The sequence below is a fragment of the Pseudomonas sp. genome (assembly GCF_049590575.1).
Classification (GTDB): domain Bacteria; phylum Pseudomonadota; class Gammaproteobacteria; order Pseudomonadales; family Pseudomonadaceae; genus Aquipseudomonas.
The window spans coordinates 1-23187 of the sequence record NZ_JBAWDE010000288.1 but is presented as its reverse complement, the minus strand read 5'-3'; the positions used below and the strand labels follow the sequence as shown (position 1 = coordinate 23187).

The 23187-nt window shown below is 58.4% G+C and carries 18 protein-coding genes and 1 tRNA gene; 5 read left to right on the top strand and 14 right to left on the bottom strand.

What is annotated here, in order from left to right; translation table 11 throughout:
• The 9 genes from WBR57_RS20310 to WBR57_RS20270 form a co-directional block, all read right to left on the bottom strand.
• On the bottom strand, positions 1 to 1416 hold the full coding sequence (locus WBR57_RS20310) for an MBOAT family O-acyltransferase (RefSeq protein WP_424086002.1): 1416 nt from the start codon (positions 1414 to 1416) through the stop codon (positions 1 to 3).
• Between the two features lie 17 nt (positions 1417 to 1433).
• On the bottom strand, positions 1434 to 2099 hold the full coding sequence (locus WBR57_RS20305; RefSeq protein ID WP_424086000.1) for a cell division protein FtsQ: 666 nt from the start codon (positions 2097 to 2099) through the stop codon (positions 1434 to 1436).
• Positions 2099 to 2764 carry an SGNH/GDSL hydrolase family protein gene (locus tag WBR57_RS20300; protein WP_424085998.1) on the bottom strand — a complete coding sequence of 222 codons (666 nt, stop codon included), beginning with the start codon at positions 2762 to 2764 and terminating at the stop codon, positions 2099 to 2101. The genes WBR57_RS20305 and WBR57_RS20300 overlap by 1 nt, the downstream gene beginning before the upstream one ends.
• 17 nt (positions 2765 to 2781) lie before the next feature.
• Positions 2782 to 6609, bottom strand: coding sequence for a cellulose synthase subunit BcsC-related outer membrane protein (locus tag WBR57_RS20295; protein WP_424085996.1), 3828 nt, complete (start codon positions 6607 to 6609; stop codon positions 2782 to 2784).
• A complete protein-coding gene (bcsZ, locus tag WBR57_RS20290; protein ID WP_424085994.1) occupies positions 6591 to 7787 on the bottom strand; it encodes a cellulose synthase complex periplasmic endoglucanase BcsZ in 1197 nt (398 codons plus the stop codon). The genes WBR57_RS20295 and bcsZ overlap by 19 nt, the downstream gene beginning before the upstream one ends.
• Entirely contained in the window at positions 7784 to 10066 is a 2283-nt protein-coding gene (gene bcsB, locus WBR57_RS20285; protein ID WP_424085992.1) for a cellulose biosynthesis cyclic di-GMP-binding regulatory protein BcsB, read from the bottom strand. The genes bcsZ and bcsB overlap by 4 nt, the downstream gene beginning before the upstream one ends.
• Complete coding sequence (gene bcsA / locus WBR57_RS20280; protein ID WP_424085990.1) at positions 10063 to 12282, bottom strand: UDP-forming cellulose synthase catalytic subunit; 2220 nt, start codon at positions 12280 to 12282, stop codon at positions 10063 to 10065. Before bcsA ends, bcsB begins: the two co-directional genes overlap by 4 nt.
• Positions 12279 to 13316: a cellulose biosynthesis protein BcsQ gene (bcsQ, locus tag WBR57_RS20275; protein WP_424085988.1), complete on the bottom strand. Its 1038-nt coding sequence runs from the start codon at positions 13314 to 13316 to the stop codon at positions 12279 to 12281. Before bcsQ ends, bcsA begins: the two co-directional genes overlap by 4 nt.
• Before the next feature lie 421 nt (positions 13317 to 13737).
• Positions 13738 to 14148: a hypothetical protein gene (locus tag WBR57_RS20270; RefSeq protein ID WP_424085986.1), complete on the bottom strand. Its 411-nt coding sequence runs from the start codon at positions 14146 to 14148 to the stop codon at positions 13738 to 13740.
• A 188-nt stretch (positions 14149 to 14336) separates the two neighbouring features.
• Here WBR57_RS20270 and WBR57_RS20265 point away from each other — a divergent pair.
• From WBR57_RS20265 to WBR57_RS20245, 5 genes are all read left to right on the top strand, one after another.
• Positions 14337 to 14412, top strand: a tRNA-Thr gene (locus WBR57_RS20265).
• Between the two features lie 114 nt (positions 14413 to 14526).
• Positions 14527 to 15129 (top strand): DUF4145 domain-containing protein, encoded by a 603-nt coding sequence (locus WBR57_RS20260; protein ID WP_323145960.1) that lies wholly within the window; start codon positions 14527 to 14529, stop codon positions 15127 to 15129.
• A gap of 710 nt (positions 15130 to 15839) precedes the next feature.
• Positions 15840 to 16529, top strand: coding sequence for an NYN domain-containing protein (locus tag WBR57_RS20255; RefSeq protein WP_424085984.1), 690 nt, complete (start codon positions 15840 to 15842; stop codon positions 16527 to 16529).
• Between the two features lie 708 nt (positions 16530 to 17237).
• Positions 17238 to 18104: a hypothetical protein gene (locus tag WBR57_RS20250; protein ID WP_424085982.1), complete on the top strand. Its 867-nt coding sequence runs from the start codon at positions 17238 to 17240 to the stop codon at positions 18102 to 18104.
• A 27-nt stretch (positions 18105 to 18131) separates the two neighbouring features.
• Positions 18132 to 18818, top strand: a complete 687-nt coding sequence (locus tag WBR57_RS20245) for a hypothetical protein (protein ID WP_424085980.1) — start codon at positions 18132 to 18134, stop codon at positions 18816 to 18818.
• A 68-nt stretch (positions 18819 to 18886) separates the two neighbouring features.
• Here WBR57_RS20245 and WBR57_RS20240 read toward each other — a convergent pair whose 3' ends face one another.
• The 5 genes from WBR57_RS20240 to WBR57_RS20220 all read right to left on the bottom strand — a co-directional run.
• Complete coding sequence (locus WBR57_RS20240) at positions 18887 to 20245, bottom strand: hypothetical protein (RefSeq protein ID WP_424085978.1); 1359 nt, start codon at positions 20243 to 20245, stop codon at positions 18887 to 18889.
• 27 nt (positions 20246 to 20272) lie between these two features.
• The gene (locus WBR57_RS20235) at positions 20273 to 21250 is read right to left on the bottom strand and encodes a hypothetical protein (RefSeq protein ID WP_424085976.1); all 978 of its coding nucleotides are present in this window, start codon (positions 21248 to 21250) and stop codon (positions 20273 to 20275) included.
• Entirely contained in the window at positions 21223 to 21927 is a 705-nt protein-coding gene (locus WBR57_RS20230) for a hypothetical protein (protein ID WP_424085974.1), read from the bottom strand. The genes WBR57_RS20235 and WBR57_RS20230 overlap by 28 nt, the downstream gene beginning before the upstream one ends.
• Positions 21924 to 22469, bottom strand: a complete 546-nt coding sequence (locus tag WBR57_RS20225; protein ID WP_424085972.1) for a DNA-binding protein — start codon at positions 22467 to 22469, stop codon at positions 21924 to 21926. Before WBR57_RS20225 ends, WBR57_RS20230 begins: the two co-directional genes overlap by 4 nt.
• Positions 22466 to 23187 (bottom strand): hypothetical protein (locus WBR57_RS20220; protein WP_424085970.1); only part of this gene is annotated, 722 nt, incomplete at its 5' end. The genes WBR57_RS20225 and WBR57_RS20220, both read right to left, overlap by 4 nt.

The following is a 23187-nucleotide window of genomic DNA, read 5'->3' as shown; positions in this document are numbered from 1 at the left end:
TTAAAACTGAAAGTACAGAAACGGTACGGCGTCGCGGCTGGCAATCAGCGCAAACGACAACACGAACCCGGCCACCGGCCACAGCGAGGCGGCCACCACAAACCAGGGCTGGGTGCCGAAACGCTGCTCGCAACGCACCTGCCAGATCGGCGCAATGATGCACACCAGACCCAGCAAGGCTGCCATGCCATGGGCCGGGCGCATGGCCACGGCCATTGCGTCGCCCAAGGCCATGCCGTGCATACCGAACTGCCCGGCGTACATGGTCAGTGCCGAATGGAAGTCCGGCGCGCGGAACAAGGTCCAGGCCAGGCACACAAACAGCAGCGTAAGGATGTGCGACAACACCGGCGGGATGCTCGGCAAACTCGAACGCGACCAGGCGCGGTCAACGCACAGCGCCACGCCATGGGCCGACCCCCACAGCAGGTAGTTCCAGCTGTCGCCGCCGTGCCACAAGCCGGCAATCGCCATGGTCAGGAACAGGTTGCGATAGGTGCGCCATACGCCATCGCGGTTACCGCCCAAGGCGATGTACAGGTAGTCGCGCAACCAGCTGGACAACGACAAGTGCCAACGCCGCCAGAAGTCCTGGATGCTGCTGGCCAGGTAGGGCCGGTTGAAGTTTTCCGGGAAGTGGAAGCCCAGCATTAGGCCCAGGCCGATGGCCATGGCGCTGTAGCCGGCGAAGTCGAAGAACAGTTGCAGCGAATACGCCAGGCAACCGATCCAGGCATCCACCAGGCTCGGGTTTTCCAGGTGGAAGGCAATGTCCACCAGCGGCGACAGGGTGTCGGCCACCAGCACTTTCATGCCCATGCCGATCATGAAGCGCCGCGCGCCCAGGGCGAAGTTCGGCCAGTTGAAATAACGCTGGTTCAGCTCACGGCGAACCCAGTCGTAGCGGATGATCGGGCCGGCAATCGAGTGGCCGAACATCGAGATATAGGTGGCGTAATTGATGAAGCTACGCTCCACCGGCACCGTGTGCCGGTGCACGTCCACCAGGTAGGAAATCGCCTGCAACACGATGAACGACAAGCCGGCCGGCAAGGCCACGCGTTGCCAGTCCAGCGGCATCGCACCGTACCAGGTGATCACCTCACTCACGGTGCCGGCGACGATGTTGGCGTATTTGTACCAGCACAGCACCGCCGTGTTGAACACGATCAACGCAATCAACAGGCGCACCCGGCCCTTGCCGTCCTCACGGGAGCGGTCCACCAGCAAGCCGCCGACCCATGCCACCACGGTCAAGACCATGTGCAGGAACAGGAACAACGGGCTCAACCAGCCGTAGAACAACCAGCTGCCGATCAACAGGATCACGTTGCGCCAGCTCGGACGAGCCAGGGCATAGATCAACAGGAAGGCCGGCAGGAACAGCGTGAGGAATTCGAGTGAGGCAAAGACCATGGTGGTGTCGGGCCCGATCAGTTAGCGAGTGCGTCAGAGGCGAACAGCAACTTCGAGCCTGTGTCGGACGGGACGGCCAATACGCTGTAGCGCTCGCCGGCCTTGAGGGTGAACGACAGCGGCTGGCCAACCGGCGCGCCGGCGCATTTGAGCTGCACCGATAATTCCACCGGGTTGATCATGCGCCGCTGCACCGAACCTTCAGCGACCTTTTTGAACAGCTCGGCCTTTTGCGCCACGGCTTCCAGGCTGGCGTCGACGCAGCTGGCGTCGGCGTTGATAAAGGCCAGGGAGGCCTTGAGCGCGTTGAAGTCGTCCGGCACCTCACGCACCACCAGTTGGCGCGTCGCGCCCTTGGCATCGGCAACGGCAATCACCGTGGCGAACTCACCCGGGGCTACCTTGACCGAGAAGTCGGCGTCTTTGCCGTCGCGGCTCAACACGCCTTTGATCGGCTTGTCGCCACCAACCACCGGCAGGAACGCCGACACCCGTTTGTCGCCGCTCAGGGCCAGGCTGGCCTTGGAGCCGTCCGCCACCAGCTTCAACTCGCTGCTGGTGCCGTTGGCAAAACGCAGGAACGCTGCGTCTTGCTCAGGGCCGGTGGGGTACAGCGGGATGTCGGCGCTGTAGGCGCTGACGCTGGCGAGCAAGGTCGCCAGGCCCAGAGTCATCCGTTTCATTATTTGCTTCCTTTACCGTAGGCCGATGGCGGCAGGTCACCCAGGGCAGTACCGATCGCCTTGGCCCACTTCTGGTAACCGTCGATGGTGAAGTGCTGGCCGTCGGTGGTGATCCACTCGCCCGGCTTGGAGAAGGTCAGCGAATCGATGTAGGTGCACGGCGCCACGTTGCTGGCCAGGAACGACGACATCAGCTTGGTGCGGGTGTCGTCCTTCTTGTACTGGGAACCGACCTTGCCCCATGGCGGGCCGACCCACACGCACTTGGTGCCGGTATCGGTGATGGCTTTGGTCAGCGAGGTCACACTTTTCCAGGCCCAGGCTTTAGGGAACACCGGGTTGGTGTACGAGCCCATGGTGTCGCCGATGATCAGTACGACGACGTCGGGCTTGTCTTTGGCGATCAGCTCCTGGATCGGCGTGGTGCTCATGCCGTTCTTGCCGTAGATCACGGCCTTGCCGGTGGGCGTGCGTTCGCCGCCGCACTCGACTTTTTTCGGCACAACCCAATCCGCCGCACCCGCGCCGCAGGCACCGATGGAGTGAACCACCGCGCCTTGCTTGGTCAGGTTGTCTTGCAGCGGGTTGAGCAACGAATCGGGAAAGCTCATATGACTTTCGCCCAATACCAGCATGGTTAGGCCGGCAATCGCAGAAACAGGCATGAATGACTCCGATTTAATCAGTTGGAATAAGGGGAACGGTACGGGCTGACCGGCAATGGCATAGGCCCGCTCAGGTCTTCGAACAAGTAGCGCAAGTAAGCATTACCCGCGTACTGGCGGTAATCCTGGGCGTTATCGAGACCGATTTCACCCCCCAGGTAGAACCGCGAGCTGAGGCGGTATTCGGCGGCAGCGTTGAAGCTGTAGCCGACCCCGGTTTTGCTTGAGCTTTCGTACTTCTGCTCACCCAGGTCTTTGTGGCCCGGGAAATAGTCCGCGCTATCTTGGCCGATATACTGCACACCCACCGAACTTTTTACCTGGTAGCTGAAGCGATCAAAGCTCTGTGCCCAACGAATCGGCATGCCCAGAGAGAAGAAACGCTGCGGGCTGAAATAGCCGCCGTTACCGTAGGTGTAGAAGTCCTGGTTCTCCTTGAAGCTCAACGCAGAAGCACTGACACCCAGGGTCAGGGTGTCGCGCTGGTTATTGCGCAGGTACCAGTAGATACCGCTGCCCAATTCCATGCGGGTATTGTCGTCAACGTTGTTGCCCATCAACTGGTGCAGGGAGCCGTAGCCGTAGACGCCCAACTTCTGGTTGTCGTAGCTCAGCTCGCCACGCCCGCCGTTGGCGGTCACGCCGCCCCACTTGTAGCCATCGCCGTCTTGAGAACCGGCGAAGGACGTGACGCTGTCGGTGACCGGGCGCCGCGAGACATTCGCGCCGTAGCGAAAGTTTGAATTCGCTTCAAACGGACGCGAAACGCTTACACCGCCAACGATGGTGTTGTAGAGGAAGCCCAACGGACTTACGCCGACATCAGCCTTGAGGCCTTCATCCGGGTTCTCAAATGCCACGGCCAGACCCACACCGGTATCGGTCTGGGTGCGTGGCGAGGTCAGCTTGCCGCCACCGAAGCGCGACGAGGCATCATCGCTGACGCTCCCCGCACTCAAATGCACCGGCGTCACACGCAACGCCACGGTGTTATCACCCACCGGCATCCGCGCTTCGAACGGCGCTTCTACATCGGTGATTTTGCTCAGGCCTTTTTCGCCGTTGTTGCTGCGCACGCTCAAGCCCTGCACCAGGTAACCGGTGCGGTCGCGCAGGATGGTATCCAGCGCGCGACGTGCCGGGCTCAGCTCCGGGCTGTCGATGGAGGCAATGTTCGACGGCGGTACAAACGGCTCGCTCAGGTCGTTGGAGGTGGCACTGGCAAACGCGCTGGAGCTCACGGATTTGGTCGGCGCATCGATCGGTGGCGGTACGGCGCCGGCGACGGTCAGGTCGGTGACCTGGCGACGCTGGCCCGGCAAGCCCACGAACGGGTTGTACGAGGTGCCTTGGCTGCCCGCCTGGGCGACCTGGGTCTTGGCCTTCATCGCGTTTTCAATTGCCAGGGCCTTGCGCAGCAACTCGGCGGCTTCGCTGTTCTTGCCCAACCCTTGGTAAATGCGCGCGGCCGAGGTGAGGATCTCAGGGTTGCCAGGCTCCAGCGCCAACGCCTTGTCACTCGCGCTTTGTGCCAAGTCGCGGTCTTGCCCTTTGAGGGCAATGTCCGCCAGGCCCAATTGCAGGCGCGCATTGTTCGGGTTCTGCTGGATCAACGGCGCGTACAACTCCATGGCCTTCTTGCCATTGCCGCTGGCGGCGTACATCCGCGCCAACGCGCCGACGCCCATCGCGTCGTTGGGACGCTGGGCCAGGGCCGGCGAAAGCATGTCGTAGGCGGCCACCAGGTCGTTCTTCTCGCGCAGTGCGTCAGCCTGTTTGACCCGGTACAGGTAGATCAAATCGTCGTAGCGCTGGCGACCGGTCTCGGTCAACGGCTGGCCTTGCACTTCGCGCAGGATCTCGCCCGCCTCGCTGTACTTGTTGGCCTTGAGCAGCACGTTGGCGTACAGCAGTTTCTGGTCGACGGTCGGGTTGGGGTTGTTCTCCACCACCTTCTGCATCATGTCCAAGCCGTACTGCGCAGCGCCGACTTCGACATACGCGGCGGCCAGCACGGCCACCCGCTCAGGCTTCTGCTTGGTCAACGGCTCAGAACGACCGAGCAGCGCCAAGGCTTCCGGGCGTTGGCCACGGCGCGCGGTTTCGATGGCGATGTCGGTCTGCTGGTGCAGCGCGATATCGATAGCCAGCTCGTTCATGTCGGCGCTGCGTTGCGCCGTGGGGATACGCCCCAGGGTGGTCTCGGCTTGTTTCCACTCGCTCAACTGAGCCGACAGCAGGGTGCTGGTGTACAACGCGTCCGGCTGGTTGGGCTGGGTCTTGAGCAGGCCGTCGATGAGTGCACGCGCATTGCGGATCTGGCCGTCGCGCAAGTACATGCGGGCCAGGGCAAAGCGCGTCCAGGGGTTTTCCGGGTCGGCATCGAGGGCTTGGCGGTAGGCGGCTTGCGCGCCTTTCACATCGCCGCGTTGCTCGGCCAGTTTGCCGACCTGGGTGGCGCGCAGTGCGGTGATTTTCACGCTCGGCGCGAACTTCGCACGCTGCGCCGGCGACACCGAGTCGATCAGCTTCAGCGCTTCATCCGGCTGGCCCGATTGGGACAGCACGTTGATCAAACCACTCAACGCGTCGGTGTCGTCAGGATGACGGGCGAGCACTTTGCGGTAGCCGGCCTCGGCGTCTTCAAACTTGTTGTCCTGGGCCTGGAAACCGGCCAGGGCGATTGCGGCGCCGGGCTGGCCTGGGTTCAGGCGTTCGGCCTGGGCCACCAGGTCACGGGCCTGGGCGCTGCGGCCGGCGCGCTGGGCGTCACGGCTCTGGCTGATCAGGTTCCAGTAACGCACGTCATTCAGGGCTGACTGCCACGCGGCGCCACCGGGCAGGCGCGTGGCCTGCACCAGGTAGTTTTCCGCTTCGCTGTAGCGCTCTTGCTGTTGACGCAACACGCCCATGCCGCCGAGGGCATCGACGTCATTGGATTTTTGCGCGAGGCGTGCGGCCAGCAGCGGCTCGGCGGTTTTCAGGTCGCCGTCGTCCAGCGCCTTGAAAGCCTTGGTCATCTGCGGGTCACGTTGCCAGGCGCCGCCGCCTTTGCCTTGGGCAATGCCTTTGTTCATCAAGGCGCGGATCTCGGTGTCATCCGGGTGCGCCGTGAGGAATTGCTGGAACAACGGCACCTGGTCCGGCTTCGGCGGGCCGAGCCAGATCAGCGCAAAGCGCCAGGTTTCATCGGCGTTGCCGCCCACGTCGTTGTTCGGCGCCAACTTGGCCAGGGCACGGATGCCGTCGGGCCGGGTCGCCGGGTTGCGTGCCAGGTGCTTGGCCAGAAACAGCGCCACGATGGGATCATCCGGGCGCTCGCGGGACAGGCGCTGCAGGCCGGCGATGGCTTCGTTGGTGCCCTTGGCGGTGAAGCCCAGGGTGTTGTAGTACTCGCGGGCGATCAGGCCCTGGGGCTGGCGGCCCTGGAAAATCTGGCGGTACAGGGCCACGGCCTGTTCACGCTCAGCGTCGGGCTCGCCCAGTTCACGTGCCTGCTCGAGCAACTTGGCGTTGTCGGGCATGTTGACGGTGATGTCCTGCTCCAACTGCAACGCCTGGCGCGGCACCGGGCTCAGCGCTTGCAAGCGGGCCAGGTACTTTTGCGCTTCGGCCGGGCGTTTCTGTTGCACCTGGATCAAGCCGATGCCGTACAGCGCATCCGGCTGCTCAGGGCTCAGGTTCAGCAGCTTCTGCCAGGTCTCAAGCGCCCGCTCCGGGTTCTTTTTGGCCTGCCAGTAGTAACCTTGCTCGATCAGCAGCGACTGTGGGTCGCTGGTTTGAGCGAGGCTGGCGTTTGAGGCCAGGGCGGCGAGAATCGCAATGGCTAGCGTGTGACGGCGCATGCGGCCTCCCAGGAAAGTTTGACCGTACCGTCTTGTTCAAAACGGTACTTCTGATCGGCAAAGCCCTGGCCGAACAGGCTGAGCATGTAGTCGTAGTAGATCGGTTGCGCGCTCGCCGGCGCCGAGTCGGCCAGGGCTTTGGTGAGCGCGTCGTCGACCTTGGCCTTTTGCAGCTGCGCCAGGGCGGTTTCGCCACGGGCCTGGAAGAAGGCCAGGGTCGAGGCCGAAAAGCCCATCGGCGTGTAGCCGTTGTTTTTCTCGGCTTCGCCGGTCAGTACGTGGATTTTTTCTGGTGGAAAGCCGGTGACCGACGCGGCGGTCGCGCGGGAAATACCGCCAAGCGACTTGAGCATCGGCGCCGCCAGCGGATCGCTCTTGGCGGTCATGCCGGCCCACATGTAAGTGCGGATCGCGTCGTAGCTGCCCAGGTCATCGGAGAACGGGTCGACGACAAACAGCCCGGTGTTGGCGCTGGTGGCGCGGTAACCGACCCAGTTGGCGGCCAGGCCATGGGGGTTGCTGGCGGTGTCGGCGAGCATCTTCGCGTTGCTTTCGGCCACTTCATTCCAGCCGGCGTTCGGGCGCTCTTTGTGGAAACGGCGCAGTTGCGCGAGCACCTGGTAGCTTGGGTTGAAGCGCCACAGGCCACCTTGATGCACATAGCCCACCGGCCCTGGCAAGAGCATCTTGCCCAGGCCCGGCACACGCACGATCAGGTTGCGCTCGACGTTGGCCAACAACAGCTGCGCGTCGGCGCGGTACTGCGGTGCATTCCACACGCGGGCGGCTTCGAGCAAGGCGTAGGCCATCCACAAGTCCGCGTCGCTGGCGGAGTTCGGGTCGATCACGCCCCAGCTGTTGTCGGGCTTTTTGCCCCACAACCAACCCGGCAGGTTCTGGCCGATATCGGCGCCCGACATGTTGGCCTTGGTCCAGGTCCACAGTTTGTCGAAGCTCGCGCGGTCGTTGCCGACCAGCGCAAAGAACATCGCGTAGGACTGGCCTTCCGAGCTGCTCTCGGTGGGTTTCATCGACGAGTTCAGTACCCGCCCATCGTCCTGCACGAAGCGCTTGGCGTAGTTCTGCCACAGCGGCCAGTCACAGGTTTGCGCTTGCGCGCTGCCGGCGCACATCACCGCGCCGAGGGCCGCCAGGGCCATGCTGCGCAGCGGGCTCATGCCAACCGCCGTTTTGCACGTGCACGCAGCGACAAGTAGATCAGGCTGGTCACCACCGCCAGGCCGAGGAAGGTGATCAACAGCATCCATCCGAGGTTCTGCGAGAGTTGCCACTGCATGAATTTGAAGTAGTTGAGCTTGCCGACGTAGTACTGCTCGTCACCCACCAGCGAACTGATTTGCGTGCCTTGCACCACCGCCAGGCTGCCCTGGATCGAATCCTTGTAGTCGTCACCGCCGATCAGCGCCGAGGTGGCTTCCAGCAGGCCCTGAGGCTGGTTGCTGGCGATCAGCACAACGCTGCGACCGGCCTTGAGCGGCGATTGGAAACCCGCCAGCCAGGTGCTGTTGCTCAGGCCTTTGAAGGTAATGCCGGTGTTGGCCGGATGCTGGTTGGCCGCCGGGTCCGGGCTGACCCAGCTGCGCACATAACGCGGCAGGTCAGACAGCAGGAACTGGTGCTGCTCACCATCGCTGGTGGCCGGCAGGTATTGCTGCCACTGCTTGAGCAACGGTTGGTTGGCGGCGGTGGCGAGCACCAGCAGGTCTTTGTCGGCAACGCTTTGCACGTCCTTGGCCTGCACCACCTTGACGGCGGTGGCCGGGTAACCGGTGGCTTCGCCGAAGCGGCCGAGCACGGTCAGGTAGGCCGTCATCTCGTCGGTACCGTAGTTGTCGGGCATGACCACGGCGGATTCCGACAGGTCGGCCAAGCGGGTGAACGGGAAGCCCGAGTCGTTGAACACGCCCAGGTTCGGCATGGCGATGTAGTGCTGGTAGCCGGTCACATCGAGGGTCGAATCCGGGTCAACGGTGCCGCGCATGTTGTCGACGATGATGTCGCGGCATTCGCCTTCTTTGATGTAGTCGTACATGAAGCGCAGTTGCAGCTTGGACTTGGGCGACGCCGAGCTGATCGGCAGCAGGGTCGTCACTTCGCGCGGCAGGCTTTCGTCTTTCTTCAACTGGTCGAGCAGGCTCTGGCCGCCGCCCAGGTTGGTCACCGACGGCAAGGCCACGGACTTCATGAACTGGTCATTCAGGCCGATCAGCAGCGCCGAGTTGGTCGACACCTGTTGTGGGGTGTAGCGGTATTTGAGCGTGAGCGGCACGCCCTCTTCACGCCAGTTGAACAGGTCTGGCGGCAGGCGCATGTCGACGCTGATCGCGCCTGGGTTGTAGCCCGACACGCTGAGTTTCTGCTGCTCGACCAACTCGCCCAGGCGCACCGGGCGGTTGCTTGGCAGCCAGTTCGGCGCATCGTACGGGCGGCGCGGCGCAAGGGTGTCGAGCTTGGTGATGACCACGCTGTTGCCGGCTAATACCGGGTTGCCAAGCACCACCGCATTGGCGGCGCGCTTGAGCTCTTCGCCGTCACGACCGGTGACGATCAGCAGCTTGCCGTTGGCGTCGTTCGGGTTGGCGAGCAGGGTCAGGGTCGGGCCGGTCGGCTTGGCCACAGCCACACCGTGCACGTCCAGCGCCTCGGCAGTCTGCACCAGGACGATGGCGTTGCCCTTGGCCGGCAGGTCGCCAAGGGTGGTCGGGAAGGTCGCGCCACGGTAGCTGGCGAGGCCGCCGATCCACGACGACAAGGCGCCGGCGGCTTCCAGCGCGGCGCTGTCCGGGGCGGTGGCGAACACGAACGGCAGGCTCACCTGGCGCGCGTCACGCTTGTCGAAAAACGGCAGCGGCAGCACGGCCAGATCGTCTTTCAATACGATCGGCTCGACCTGCACTTTCAGCTCGCTGCTGTTGCTGATCTTGGCCCACAGGCTGCTGTGCAGCGGGTCTTCGCAGGACATGGTGTAGTGGCCGATGAACTGCAGGCTCAGGCGGTTGAACTCGGTGATCAGGTGCGCCGGGATCTGCACCAGCTGTTCCTGCTGGGTGCCCGCGCCTTCTTTGGGCAGCGCTAGGCTGGCGGCGACTTCACCGTTGACCAGCACGTTGATCTGCGACAGGTCCGCCAGCAGCGCCGGCGAGTAGCTGTACTTGAGCAACAGTTGCGCGCCCTTCACCACTTCATCGGCACGGATGTCGAAGTTGACGCTGTCGGACGACTCCACGCCTTGCAGGTTCATGGTGTCGCGACGGCCCAGTTGCTTGAGCGTCAGGCTGTAGCCGTTATCGGTGCTTTGTACCGGGACGGTGGTGGCCGCCGCTTGGCCCCCAGCTTGTTCCGCAGCTTGCGCCAGCGAATTCAGGCCCATCAGCGAGGCGATCATCAGCGCGAGTGCACGGCGCGGATGTGGGCGAGAAAACATAGTCGAGGTCATGGCTTGTCCATCAGCGTATCGAGCGGTTGTGTAGGGGTGCGGCGCAAGGCCAGACGCAATTCGTGCAGGGTGGCGCGGCCGAGGGTGAACAGGCCGCCGATGCCGATGGAGCCGACTTCGCGCAGGGCCGCCAGCGGCGTATCCGGCTGGCCGGCGCCCCAACTCGCGGCCCAGGTATCGGCGCGGGAGAAGGTCAGACGCACCAGCTCACTCTGTTGGCGCAGGCTGAGGGCTTCGAACTGGGCGCCGATCTGCGCGCCCTTGCTGAACACCACGCGTGCTTCAAACAGGCTGTCCTGGCCGTTGCGCGACAGCACCAGTTGCACGCGTTCACCCTGGGTGATCGAGTGGCCGTCGCTGAGCATCAAGCCGAAGCCGTTTTGCGAGAAGTCCTGGGTGATGCCATCGAGCACACGGCCATCGGCGCAAATGAGGCTCACCGGCAGCTTGGCGCTGACACGCGGCTCGGAACGCACCTGGCGCGCTTCCGAAGCCACGGCCACGGCGGCGCTGGTGATGATCAGGTTGTAGAGGGTCCAGGTCAGGTTGATCGCCACCGTCACGGCGGTGGACGCATCGCCCCAGACCAACTGATGGATACCAAAGCCCAGGCCGACCAGGTTCACCGCCAACAGCACCAGGTAGGGGCGCGCGAGTTTCCAGTCGAAGAACTGCTTGTCGATGATGCCGCCCTTGTCGGTGACGTTGAAGCCACCGGCCTTGGGGTTGACCAGCGCGACCAGCACCGGCGGCAGGATGTACCAGGCCAGTACCGTCTCGTACACCTCGTTCCAGAACGAGTGCCGAAAGCGCCCCTGGATGCGTGAGTTGGTCAGGCTGGAGTGCACCAGGTGAGGCAGCACGTAGGCGACGATCATCAGCGCCGAGGCGTGGAAAATTTCTGCGCCGAAAATCAGGTAGGCCAGCGGCGCGGTGAGGAACACCAGGCGCGGCAGACCATAGAAGAAGTGCAGCATGGCGTTGGCATAGCAGATGCGCTGGCCCCACTTCAGGCCTTTGCCGAGCAGCGGGTTGTCGGTGCGGAAGATCTGCGCCATGCCGCGTGCCCAGCGAATCCGCTGGTTGATGTGGCGCGACAGGCTTTCGGTGGCCAGGCCCGCAGCCTGCGGGATGGCCAGGTAAGCGGTGTTGTAGCCCAGGCGGTTGAGCTTGAGCGCGGTGTGCGCATCTTCGGTGACGGTTTCGACCGCCACGCCACCGATTTCCAGCAGCGGCTTGCGGCGGATCACTGCACAGGAGCCGCAGAAGAACGTCGCGTTCCACAGGTCGTTGCCGTCTTGCACCAGGCCGTAGAACAGCTCGCCCTCGTTGGGCACGGCGCGGAAGGTGTCGAGGTTTTTTTCGAACGGGTCCGGCGAGAAGAAGAAGTGCGGCGTTTGCAGCATCGCCAGCTTCGGGTCCTTGAGGAACCAGCCCAGGCTCACTTGCAGGAAGGAGCGCGTCGGCACGTGGTCGGCGTCGAACAGCGCGACGTATTCGCCGTCGGTGACCTTCAACGCTTCGTTGAGGTTACCGGCCTTGGCGTGGAGGTTATTGTCGCGACGAATGTAGTTCACCCCGACCTTGCGGCAGAAGTCGCGGAACTCGTCACGGCGGCCGTCGTCGAGCACGTGGACGCGCAGCTTGTCCTTGGGCCAGTCCATCGCCTGGGCGGCAAAAATGGTCAACTTAACGATGCTCAGCGCTTCGTTATAGGTGGGGATGAACACGTCGACCGTCGGCCATTCTTCCGGCTCGGTCTTGAGCCATACCGGCGTGCGGCGCAGCGGCCAGGCGGTTTGCACGTAGCCGAAGATCAGTACGATCAGCGCATAGAACTCGGCAGCGACCAGGCCATAGCCGAAGAACATGTCGACCCAGGTTTCAAAACCCAGGGTCGAGGTGATGCGCCAGAACATGTAGCGCAGCGAGGCCACCAGCGACAGCACCACCAGCGCCAGGATCGCCAGGCGCCCCGGGATCTTGCGCAGCACCAGCACCGCCATAAAGCACACGGCGGCAAACAGGCACTGGCTGTAGAGGTCCAGCGGTGCGCTGATAATGCCCAACAACAGCAAGGCACCGAGCACGCAACTGGCGAACACCAGCACCGTACGCAGCGCCGACGGCCAGCGATTGAAGCGCGCGATGGCGCCATTCAGGCGCTGTTCAGCGCGCCCTTCGATGAAGGGCGTGGAGGACGTATTGTCGGTCATGGAAGGTCCGAGTCGATGCGTTCGAGCAAGGCGCGGCACAGGGCGTGGACGTCCTGGCAGCCGATACTGTTGACGGTAGGGTCGAGGGGATCACGCCCGTAGGCCTGGGCTTCGCTGAACGCCGAGTCGCGGTGGACCGTACCCAGCAGGGCACCACCGAGGCGCGTCTTGAACACGTCGGCCATGTCCAGGCTGAAGCGGTGGGTAGCGTCCAACTGGTTGATCACGTAGAAGCGTTGCGGCGGTTTCTGGCGTTGCAGGTACGGCGCGAGCAGGCCGTCCATCTGGTCCAGGGTGCTGAACGACGGCACATCCGGCTGCACCACCACCAGCACCGCATCGGCGACCGACATGGCTTGGCTGAGGTACACCGTGTTGCCGGCCGGGACGTCGATGATCACGCTGTCCTGGCCATTCAATTTAAGGCTGGCCAAGCGTTTGCCCAGCCACTGTGCGTCCTCGCCCAGCCAGCGATTCAGGCTCTGCTGCTGTTCGTGGTCGGTGGCACCGAACGCCACCAGGCGGCAACCGGCAAAACCGCGCTCCGGCAGGGCTTCCCAGCTTTCATTCTGCAGGCTGGAGGCGCCGACACCGGGCATATCAAGGCCCAGGCACAGGTGATGACGAAGAGCGTTTTGTGGGTCCAGGTCCAGCGCCAGCGCCGGACGACCCTGGCGCTGCAAGCCACTGGCAATCGCCGCGGCCAACGTGCTGCGGCCGACGCCGCCTTTGACCGAAACCACCACCACGACCTTGGGCGTGGACTGATCCGAATACACTTCGCCTTCGGGGCCCTCGACCATTTCAGGCGGTTGCAGGTGGTCGGCTTCGCCGTGGTTCAGCTCTTCCAGCAAGCGCAACAACGGCGCCGAAGGAGGCTCATCCAATACAGACGGGGAAGCAATGACCGCCGGGCTCTCCAGAACCTCTACTTCGTCCTCGATGAACTCATGGACGAAGTCGATTTCACGATAGCCACTCGGGTTGGCACCCAGTTTGTTGAATAGTTTTGAAATGTCATCTGCTCGACTCACTTACTGCCCCTCCCCACCTGATCACGCTTTAAAGGCGATAAAAAGGTCAGCAATGAGCTGACCTTGTATTTTTCTAGTTATGTGTTGGCGTGGGCATTCTGTGATATCACATTGATGGTGTCAGTATTTTGATGCTTTTCGCTCGATCTTATCCGACGAACGGCATGACGCCATTTTTATGACATTTTTGCGAAGAAAAAGGCATTCACTGTAAGAACATGAACTTGCACTGTTTTATCGAGAATTTTGTTGCCCGACCGGTCAAAAACGGCACAAAACTGACACACCCATCTACAAATTTTAGATTGCCCTAACTGTCTCGAAAATTTGCCTACATGATTTAGCGATTAAACCGGCTGTTTATATCGCGCGACAGAATACGCAAACCTTCGCTGGATTCAAGGCCAAACCCGCCCGACGGTCAGCCGCGAATGCGGTGCTCGGTGAATTCATAATCCGCCTGGCAATCACTGCTAGGGTCCGCCGCCACACTGACGTAATGCACCGTGTCCGGGTCAACCAGCTTGTAGGTGTACACATCCGGCTTAGGCACCCCGTCCGTGCGCAACTCATTCTTGCCATTGCCCGCCGACCACGAGCCCTGCTCCGTCTGAATCACCTGCGTCTGCTGCGCATCGCGGAAGAACGTAATGGTGAAACGACCATCGGCCTTGAGGTTATTGGTCCACGACAGGAACTTGCATTGCGGCGTCTGAGTGCGCAAACCTTTCCAGGTACCCACCAGCGCCGGATCGTTGGCCGGCTTACTGGTGGAGCACCCACTCAGGGCAGCGGTGAGGAGGAGGAGCGAGAGGGAAAGAGTCCGTTTCACGAGGGGCTTCCTTTGGTTTGAATGAATGCGTGATTGCGCCGGCCAGAGGGCCCGGCAGCAAGGTGAGAATCCTACCTGTGCTTGTAGGAAAAAGGGACGCTTATAAGAAAAGCATGGCATCTGCAAAAATAGTCAGAATTCAGGGGTTTACAGAACCTTGCCAATCGCTATAATCGTCGCCCTAACACGCCGGTATAGCTCAGTTGGTAGAGCAACTGACTTGTAATCAGTAGGTCCCGGGTTCGACTCCTGGTGCCGGCACCATTTAAAAACAAAGGCTTGCAGCGATGCAGGCCTTTGTTTTTTGCGTCGGACGTAACAAACGACGTAACAAGGCTACTTTAGAAGCTTCCAGCGGTGTCTGGATGGAGTGAGCATATGAAGCATGGATCCTCATTGCCCTTACCGCGCTGCCCTCACTGCAACATCGCGTCGCCATCTTTAATTAGCCAACGCAACCTAGACACTGATAACGATAGAAATCAAAACCGTCGAGCGTGGAAAGCGTATCAGTGCGTCACTTGCGGCGGTGTTGTATTGGCGGTCGCAACCTATACTGATATCCCCCGAGGTATAACCGCCGACATCAGCGATATTTGGCCTACCCCCCAGTCAGTGCATGAGTCGATACCTGATCGAGCAAGAACGTATCTGCAGCAAGCGATCGCCAGCATTTCCGCGCCAGCGGGTGCTGTAATGCTGGCGGCCTCTGCAGTCGATTCAATGCTAAAGGAAAAGGGCATGAAAAAAGGCTCGCTCCATTCCCGTATTGAGGCTGCGGCTGCAGAGCACTTGATCACCGCAGAGATGTCAGCCTGGGCGCACGAAGTCCGACTGGATGCGAACGATCAACGTCACGCTGATGATGACGGCGCTCTACCTGACGAAGCGGATGCTCGGAGATCAATCGAATTCGCCACCGCATTGGCTCAGTTTCTTTTCGTACTGCCAGCCCTGGTAACTCAAGGCAGAGCGCGCTGAGTTTCTAAAATGTGCTTGTGCCTGAAAAAAGAGTGATAAAGGTGATATTGCAGCCCGAATCGAGCTGTAAGCCCCGGCCCACAAGGCTTTGAGCGGTGCTCGGGAAAGGTGATATTTAAGTGATATAGAAGTAATTGTATTACTCTTTTATAAGGTGATATCCCAAACTGATCAAACCCAATGAAACCGGGGGTTTGGCGGGAATATTACTTTTCATATCACTCCATATCACTTCTCAATGTGATATCGAAACCCCAGAAAAACCGTGCCCTCCAGCTGATTTCTGATCGTCTCCTACCCTTATTACTCTTTTTGAAACGACCACCCACCAGCTGGGAATCACTATCATCTTCCAAGCGTTTTTCCGCGTGGCAGGTCAACTCCTATAAGGGGGCGATAGAGAAAACGGACAAAATCGTACGCTAAGCATGCGACCTGTCAGGTTGAGGCCATAGAGTTTGGCGTTTATCCGTCAGATAATGCAGAAAGCGGCCCTAGCCTGACGAGATGTTAGTGAGCCGCCTCATGCCTGGTTGAGGTGTACTTCAACCAGGCAAGGACAGCGGTACATGGTGACAGTTGACATACACGTCAACTATGCCCATTATTAACGCACTACTCAGCCCCGTACGCAGCGATTAAGTTCGCTGGCTGTTGGGGTGAAGAAACCGGCCTAGCGCCGGTTTTTTCGTTTCTAAGGACTGAAAATCTTGCGTACAGCGTGCTTTGTAGACGGTTACAACCTGTTTTATGGCCTACTCGCAGGCACACAGTACAAATGGCTCGATCTTCCGTCTTTGCTCGCGCACATTCTGCGCGTCGAGCATCCTGAAAACTCCCTGGCGTCCGTCAGCTTTTTCACTTCCGGTGTGAAGCCCTCGCTTGCCAGTCGTGGCATCCTTTCGAAAGAAGCTCAAGACAGTTACCTGCGCGCCTTGATTGCGCGAGGCGTCAGCGTTACTTACGGGCGCCATCAGTTGGAATCAGGAAAGGCCCCTCGTTTCGTTGACAAGAACACCCCGGCGTCCAGGCTTGATCAGGTCGACATCTGGAAACTTGAAGAAAAGGAAACGGACGTTCATATCGCCATCAGCATGTATCGGCTCGCTGCTCAACAGGCGGGCCTGATGCCGGAAGACCGAATCCAGCAGCTCGTATTGGTCTCCGCTGACACTGATATGACCCCAGCCTTGCGAGCACTGCGAGAAGATTTTCCAAACCTGCGGATCGGGGTGATTTTGCCGCACCGCGAAGGCATCAAGCGGACGATACCCGGTTCCCTCAAAGACCATTCGCATTGGATGCGTCACATCGTGACAACTGAAGAACTTGCCACCCATCAGTTTCCTGATCGTGTGCCTACGCTCAAAAAGCCCGCCGTTAAGCCTGACTACTGGTAATGCTATGCAATATGGGGCACCGGAACAGGAGCGCACTTAAGCTAAGTTAGCTTAGCGTACGATTTTTTCCGAATTCTGTAGGTTCTCCTATAACGCGCTGAAAAGCTCCCCATGCAGTGCGCTGTATTGAAGTCGCTCGGAATGGTCACATGCCTCGAAAAACAAGGGCTGTAGAGCAATCTTCCTCTATCAGCACGCACGCAGTTGCCGTCCCAAATAGATGCATCGCGTTTTGAAAAACCTTCGAATCCAAGCGTTTTCTAATTTTTCGCCCAATGAAACTGGCGGTCCAGCTGATCCCCGTTCGTGCCTGTCCGAGTCAGCGCTTTGCAACACCGCTGCATTTCTGTTCAAAGTTTTGCAATCTGTGAAATCGCCGACCGCCCGCATAGCCCCCCGGCCCGCTTGGGCTACAGGTTTGTTTGCACTACTTCCGGAGTTGCACAAAAAAAGGACGCAAACCCCGTCGGCGGGAGGGGGATAAGTGCTTTTTTGCGAAACTTTCTCTCAGGCACAGAAGCTTTGCGATGAATGAGCAAACGGAAGAGCAAATAGGCATCTACCGCTGCGCTCAAGCGTAATCTTGGTGATGCCCCATCCGAGAGGGGTAAAAATCTAAAAATATAGCCTGACACGCAAACAGCGAGCGTGTAGGTTCATGACAATTCGATATTATTTCTTATCTGATAAATTTACTGGAGTAACTAGATGGAAAAAATAGAACGATCCATAAGCTCGGAATACTTTTCTGAACTTGTTGGCAAGGAAGTTTTGAAGTTCATTCAAAAAAAAGCACCTACCAAAGTTTGGTGGAGGATCGTGAAAGCGATGGATCATGCTGAGAAGGCCATGTTGCTTAATGATGTAGACGACGAAATGGGGGCTATTAGATTAATAGCGGCTGAGGAGGAGCTCGTTGTATCAATATTCGAATGGTTGAAGCTAAACGAAAGTAAGATGCCTGAGCATAGCGACCTTGTGCGCTCATATAAAAACCATCAAGTCAAGCTAATGTTTTACCCGGTACTTTCGGTAATGCACGAAATTATTAGACCTATGATCCAAGAAGGAGTTAGCTTTGAAGGTCTCGAACACTATCAGATGACGATAGTCCCTAAAATAGACAGCAACTCTATTACGTTTCATCTACATGATCAGGACGGTAAAGAAATAATACCACTTAACCCTTTAGCGACAGTAATAAGCCTAGACGATAAAACTAGCGATGAAGTTTCCGATTCTCTTTTCCAAGAGCTGGTAAATCGGATTAAGCATTCTCACAACTTCAATCTCAAGACATTTGTAACCCGGCGATCCGATTTCAGAAATAAATTGCTGTACTCTGAAGATGGAGGATTTATGACTGGAGGAGATACCGTCACTCAATTATTAGAAAACGGTTTCCACTCGACCTTCAGAGAGCTGCTATGGACTATCGCGATTCTCCTAGGAAATGATCCAATCTCGCCAAACCTAGGCCTTGTATCACAATTCATCTCAGTCTATAGAAGAGTCCTACTGGAAACTAAGGCAATGAGAGGTCGCGGAGATTCAGCCTCGACAATTACAAACTGAACTAAATTCGCACCTTAGGTAGAATAAATGACACTCACAGAAGTCATCACCCAGGTATTCCTAGCATCAAAAGAGGTCATATCGAAAGAGGTTGTCATTGCTCTTATTGCCGCGTGGATGGGGGCAAGCGCTACAAGGAGTGCAACCAAGAGAGCTAATGAGTACGCCACAAAAAAAACCGAAGAGGATGAAAATAGGCTGACAAAAAACACACTACTGCTCTTAAAAGTCGAAATGACGACAGCATGGGATATTTACACGAAAGAATATTCAGAAGACCTAGTAAAACTTGCACCTAACGAGCCATATCTATGTACATTTAGCATTGGCGAAAATCCATTTCCTATTTATGATTCAGCACCAGCCTGCCTAACTAATATTCAGCCAGAAATTTCCGAAAAAATAGTTCGACTTTATATGCGAACTAAAGGATTGATACGGATGATCGAAGCGAACAATGATGACTACAAGGACATTTGTGAAGCCGGCCAAGTTGCCGTTAGAGGCCTTATAGAAAAAGCTAGCGCCGAGAAAATCGAAATAAGCGAAGAAGGCTCAAAGAAACTTTCTCAATTCTACTCCCAACACATATACCAAGAGTCTAAAAAGCTAGGCATGGGCGGAACTGCAGATGCTATGAAGTTACTAACCCATGAGTTAGGAGACCTAATAAACTCAATACAATCAGACATTGACAAAGCCACAAAAAGTTAGACCACACCAAGAAAACTGCAGCCTTAACCCCGCTAGCAGCTAATAAAATCTGACTTTAAGATATGCAGTTACCCGTTCATACTTTGCCCTACTGAATTAGACGGACTTAAATCTTCGCTAGCGACAACGAGTGATGCATCATAACCGACACTTAATCCAATCAGACGATAAAACAGATCCAGGCAATTCTCGATATCCACAAAAAACAAACCGATAGTATCAGTATCCGAATCTGCATTCCCCGCATGCGCAAGAGAATGACGCAAATTATTCCAGCTTTTTACATGAGCTGCCTCGATCGCGCCCTCTTTTTCAAGTTCTCTAAGTATATTCGGCGCGCTTAGCCGCTTCATTCCGCCCAATACGTTTTTTATACGAGACTTAGTACTAGCCGGCAGCTTTAACGGCTTGATAATTTTTTTACTTAGAGCAATCTCTGCCATGACAGTATCGGAAGGGACTCGACCCGAGCTAAAGTAGTTATGTATAAGACCTTCTATATTCACTGTCAACACTAGAGCTGCGACATCCCCTAGCTGGCTTGAAATTTGATATAGTCGCCGCCAATAGCTTACAATATGGCCATGCTCCTCCTGACGATTATTCACATACTTATCCACAAAGGATATTAATTTTGCCGTTTTATAGGGAAAAACATCTACAAATGGCTTGATCATCCCAAGCCCTTTGATATCAGATTTTCCGCTAATGAATGAGGTTATAACCCCTTCCTTATATACACGATAATAAGCTGGCCATACGTCCCTACCCACTGCAATACTAATCGCCTCGGAGATCGTCATCAGCAATTGATGATCGACACCTCTAGAAGCACTTTCAACTTCAATCTCCAAATGCCTTGATTTCTGGGCAAATTTTAGACTTATACCTTCGATCTCGAAATCAAGTGCAGACACTGATGATGAACCGTCGGCTTGATCCTGCCATTTATTGAAAGGAAGACGAAAATTACCAACGACGACGACGTTAGCAATACTAGTACCATCTAAGTCTTGGCGCGAATGAATACGCTCCGTTCGAATATCAGAAACGTCAAACTCTACAATAGTCCCATGAGTAGTAAGTCGTAACCCATCATTAATATATACTCGCGGAGCCAGCCACAAATTGCCAGATGAGTCTGTAGCTCTTAGCGAGTAGTATTCGGACTCACCAACAACTCCAACCTCGTTACAAAGCGCAACTCGTAGCATCCCACTCATTCCGCTTTTTTTTGAGGCGTCATACATCTTAAGTGATAGCCGCCCATTTGATTGAACAGTGATACTGCCTGGACCACTAAACCCTAATGGATCGCTTGTCACATTTTGAATCAGTGTGATTTCAAAGCACTCAATTACAAGAGACCGGTTTACCAACTTCTCAATTTCAGCCTTATTAAACTGCATACCTACATCCGCACTCATATTGAGGGACGCATCCGTTGCCCCACCTCACAGAGTTATATGCTTTAACTCCTTAGAAAGTAAAGTCGCGTCAACAGACATCTGCTGAAAACCGTTACTATCCGACGGACTTGGATTTGGACCAGGAACGTGCGTGTGCACAGACAAGAGAGTGTTCATCTCTGATATGAGATCAATCAAATCGCAGATGATCCGCAAGGAGTTTCGCTCGGCTGACCCAATCCAGCTCTTAGGCGACACCATACTTTGACTGATGCCAGCGACACTTTCTCGCACCCCCTGTATTTTTTCATTCATATCTCCCCCCACCATCGCGTTATGCTTCTGCCCCACTACCAGGTTCAAATCCCGCCCGGTCGCCTGGTGCAGATCATCCAACGCCGCCAGGCTCGCAGATCCGCCCGAGAGCATCTTGAGTGCCCCCAATGCCTCTATCTTCTTGATTCCACCCACCGACTCAGTTGAATGATCGTCCACCGTCCTGATGTGGCTCTGGAAGCTCTCAGTGTTCTGCATCGCCTCCACTTCCCGCTCAATCGCCTTGTCCTGGATCTTGCCGTCGGTTTGGCGCAGCCAGTTGCCGTCGGTATCGACGCGCTGCTGGCAGGCCTCACTGTGCTGCCACACCTGGTCACCCTTCGGCACCCGGGGCAGGCTCAGGCCGTGCGGCAGGATCTGCGTGATAAAGGGCTTGTGCGGCAGGCCGTAAGCAAAGCTGACCACCACGGTCGTGCCCTCCTCCGGGAAGCCAAACATGCCTGCCTCTTGCCCGCCCATCGGCGCCGGCAACGGCAGGCCAGTCAGGATCGGCAGCGCGGAATCTGGCTCGCCATCGGGCAGCAGCACTTCCACGTCGACGGCAAAGCGCGGCCGGAAGTCGTCACACAGCCCCGGCGCCGCCGGCGCATCAGGCACGGCCACCACCCGGCCAAAGCGTGGCAGGTGATAGCCGCCAGTGAGTTCGGGAAATTGTCGCTCTACGCTGCGACGGATTGCGTCGTCCATTTGATCGCCATTTGGTTGCTGGCGAGGGTCACACTGGTGATCCTTTCGCCCTGGTTGATGGTTGCACCTGGGCGCAGCCCTGGAAGGGCCGCGATCATTGCACTCTGGTTGCCCTGGTAGCCGTCGAACAGTTCGACGGGCAGCTGCAGCGGGGCGCGGATGCCAAAGAAGCTGTCGGCCCAACTGCCCACAAACACCTCCCCGTCGCCCTGCTGCTGCCATATAAAGTCGGGAATGCTGAACACGCTGGCCAGGCTGTCCATGGCCAGATAACCGGCAGCCAGGCTGTAGAAGTACGGTGCCTTGACCCTGACGTATGCCTTGTCCGGCACCCGGAAACGCAAGCCGGTCTTGTCGCTGACCTCGGCCAGCACGTCTTGCAGATCGACGTGGCGCAGGTTCAGCGGCAGGGGCTGGGATAGGATCGCCGCCAGTTCACGGCAGACCAGGATCTGCTGCACGCTGTTGATCGCCGTGGAGCGCTCGACAAAGCCAATGAAGTGACGCTGCAGCGCGCCGTCGTTGTAGCCGACGTCGAGCGTCACCAGGCCTTTGACGGGTGCGCCTGCCTGGATGGTGAAGGTCGCCCGGCCGGGACTTTTGATATCCAGCCGCACTTCGCCCTTGATCATCGGATACGGCGTGCCGCTGATGGTGAGTACCTGGTGCAGTTTCATGGTGTCGGAGCCAGCCAGTTATCCACCTTTTTCAAGGTGCGTTCGAAGCCGCTCAGTTCGTCCGGGCTGCCGGATCCGTCACCACCGCCGGCGCCGGCGCCGACGGCCGACCCCGGACCGGATTGCGACGTGACGCTGTTGCCGGCGCGGCGACTCTCCACCCGCTCAGGGTTGGACAGTTTCTCTGACAGGGTGAACTGCACCAGCCATTGATTAAGGGTGTCGTCTTCCCGGGCGCTCACGCCGTCGGAGAACTGCACTTCGCGGATACCGAACGCGGCGGCGGTGTCGTTAACGATGCGGTACATGTGGAGCTGACCACCGCCGGCCGTGGCTTCCGCCAGGCGCATGAGGCTGCGCAGTTGCGGCGCGTCAACGAACGGAATAGCAAGGCTCACCGTCAGGGTTTTAGGCTTGAACCCCTTGTGCGCGGTCTGGCTATTGCTGGTCTGCCCCGACAGGTCGTCGCTTTCGATACGCAGATTGGCTGTGATTTTCAGGCGCTTGCCCAGGACCTGCTGGCCATCAAGTAGAAGCGTCATAGGCCGACCAGCTCCCGAACAAAGCTCAAGCCATCCCGCGAGCCCACCAGCAGCACGCCGGCGCACAACACCCATTCGTGACCAGGTGCATCGCCCTGCAGCAACGCACGGCGTAATTCGTTATTGTCGCCTGGCCCCAAGATCCGCGCGCGCATGCTGTGGTCGGCGTTGCCGTCGGCCAGCAGGTCTTTCAGATCATTCAGCTGTTTGTCGCGGTCCTGCTGCTGGGCTGCTTTACGACCGGCCAATGCGGCCAGGTCGCCCATGGGTGAGCTGTCGGCCGCGTAGCTCTCTAGGACGGCGATCTGCCCGGCCATGGACTGCTTGGCCGCTTTGACCACTGTGCAGCGCTCCAGGGGCAGCGCAGACCAACGCGGCAAGGGCCCTGCGCTGGGGATTTCCCACTTGTCAGCCTCCAGCCGCGAAAGGTTACGCGCTCGACGTTCGGCACGCACCAGGTCAGGAATCGGCAGCAACGCATTGAAGCGCGCCAGAGTGTCGGCGAACTGATCCAGGCGCGTACTCAGGAACATCAGCGACAAGGCGTACTGGGGGCCAGCCGGTCGGCCGATATCGCTAACATCGACCAGTTTGGCGGCCAGCTGCTGCAGCAAGTTCGGTGCCGACAGAAAACGCTGATGGCCACGGCCCTGCCCTACTCCGTTTTGAAATGGCGTCACCGCCAGGCACGCCGGGGCCTCGCCCATCTGCCCCGCCA

What these genes read in the sequence shown, in the direction of transcription:
- WBR57_RS20310 (WP_424086002.1), bottom strand. Translation starts at nt 1,416, where the DNA reads ATGGTCTTTGCCTCACTCGAATTCCTCACGCTGTTCCTGCCGGCCTTC.
- WBR57_RS20305 (WP_424086000.1), bottom strand. Translation starts at nt 2,099, where the DNA reads ATGAAACGGATGACTCTGGGCCTGGCGACCTTGCTCGCCAGCGTCAGC.
- WBR57_RS20300 (WP_424085998.1), bottom strand. Translation starts at nt 2,764, where the DNA reads ATGCCTGTTTCTGCGATTGCCGGCCTAACCATGCTGGTATTGGGCGAA.
- WBR57_RS20295 (WP_424085996.1), bottom strand. Translation starts at nt 6,609, where the DNA reads ATGCGCCGTCACACGCTAGCCATTGCGATTCTCGCCGCCCTGGCCTCA.
- bcsZ (WP_424085994.1), bottom strand. Translation starts at nt 7,787, where the DNA reads ATGAGCCCGCTGCGCAGCATGGCCCTGGCGGCCCTCGGCGCGGTGATG.
- bcsB (WP_424085992.1), bottom strand. Translation starts at nt 10,066, where the DNA reads ATGACCTCGACTATGTTTTCTCGCCCACATCCGCGCCGTGCACTCGCG.
- bcsA (WP_424085990.1), bottom strand. Translation starts at nt 12,282, where the DNA reads ATGACCGACAATACGTCCTCCACGCCCTTCATCGAAGGGCGCGCTGAA.
- WBR57_RS20260 (WP_323145960.1), top strand. Translation starts at nt 14,527, where the DNA reads ATGAAGCATGGATCCTCATTGCCCTTACCGCGCTGCCCTCACTGCAAC.
- WBR57_RS20250 (WP_424085982.1), top strand. Translation starts at nt 17,238, where the DNA reads ATGGAAAAAATAGAACGATCCATAAGCTCGGAATACTTTTCTGAACTT.
- WBR57_RS20245 (WP_424085980.1), top strand. Translation starts at nt 18,132, where the DNA reads ATGACACTCACAGAAGTCATCACCCAGGTATTCCTAGCATCAAAAGAG.
- WBR57_RS20240 (WP_424085978.1), bottom strand. Translation starts at nt 20,245, where the DNA reads ATGAGTGCGGATGTAGGTATGCAGTTTAATAAGGCTGAAATTGAGAAG.
- WBR57_RS20235 (WP_424085976.1), bottom strand. Translation starts at nt 21,250, where the DNA reads ATGGACGACGCAATCCGTCGCAGCGTAGAGCGACAATTTCCCGAACTC.
- WBR57_RS20230 (WP_424085974.1), bottom strand. Translation starts at nt 21,927, where the DNA reads ATGAAACTGCACCAGGTACTCACCATCAGCGGCACGCCGTATCCGATG.
- WBR57_RS20225 (WP_424085972.1), bottom strand. Translation starts at nt 22,469, where the DNA reads ATGACGCTTCTACTTGATGGCCAGCAGGTCCTGGGCAAGCGCCTGAAA.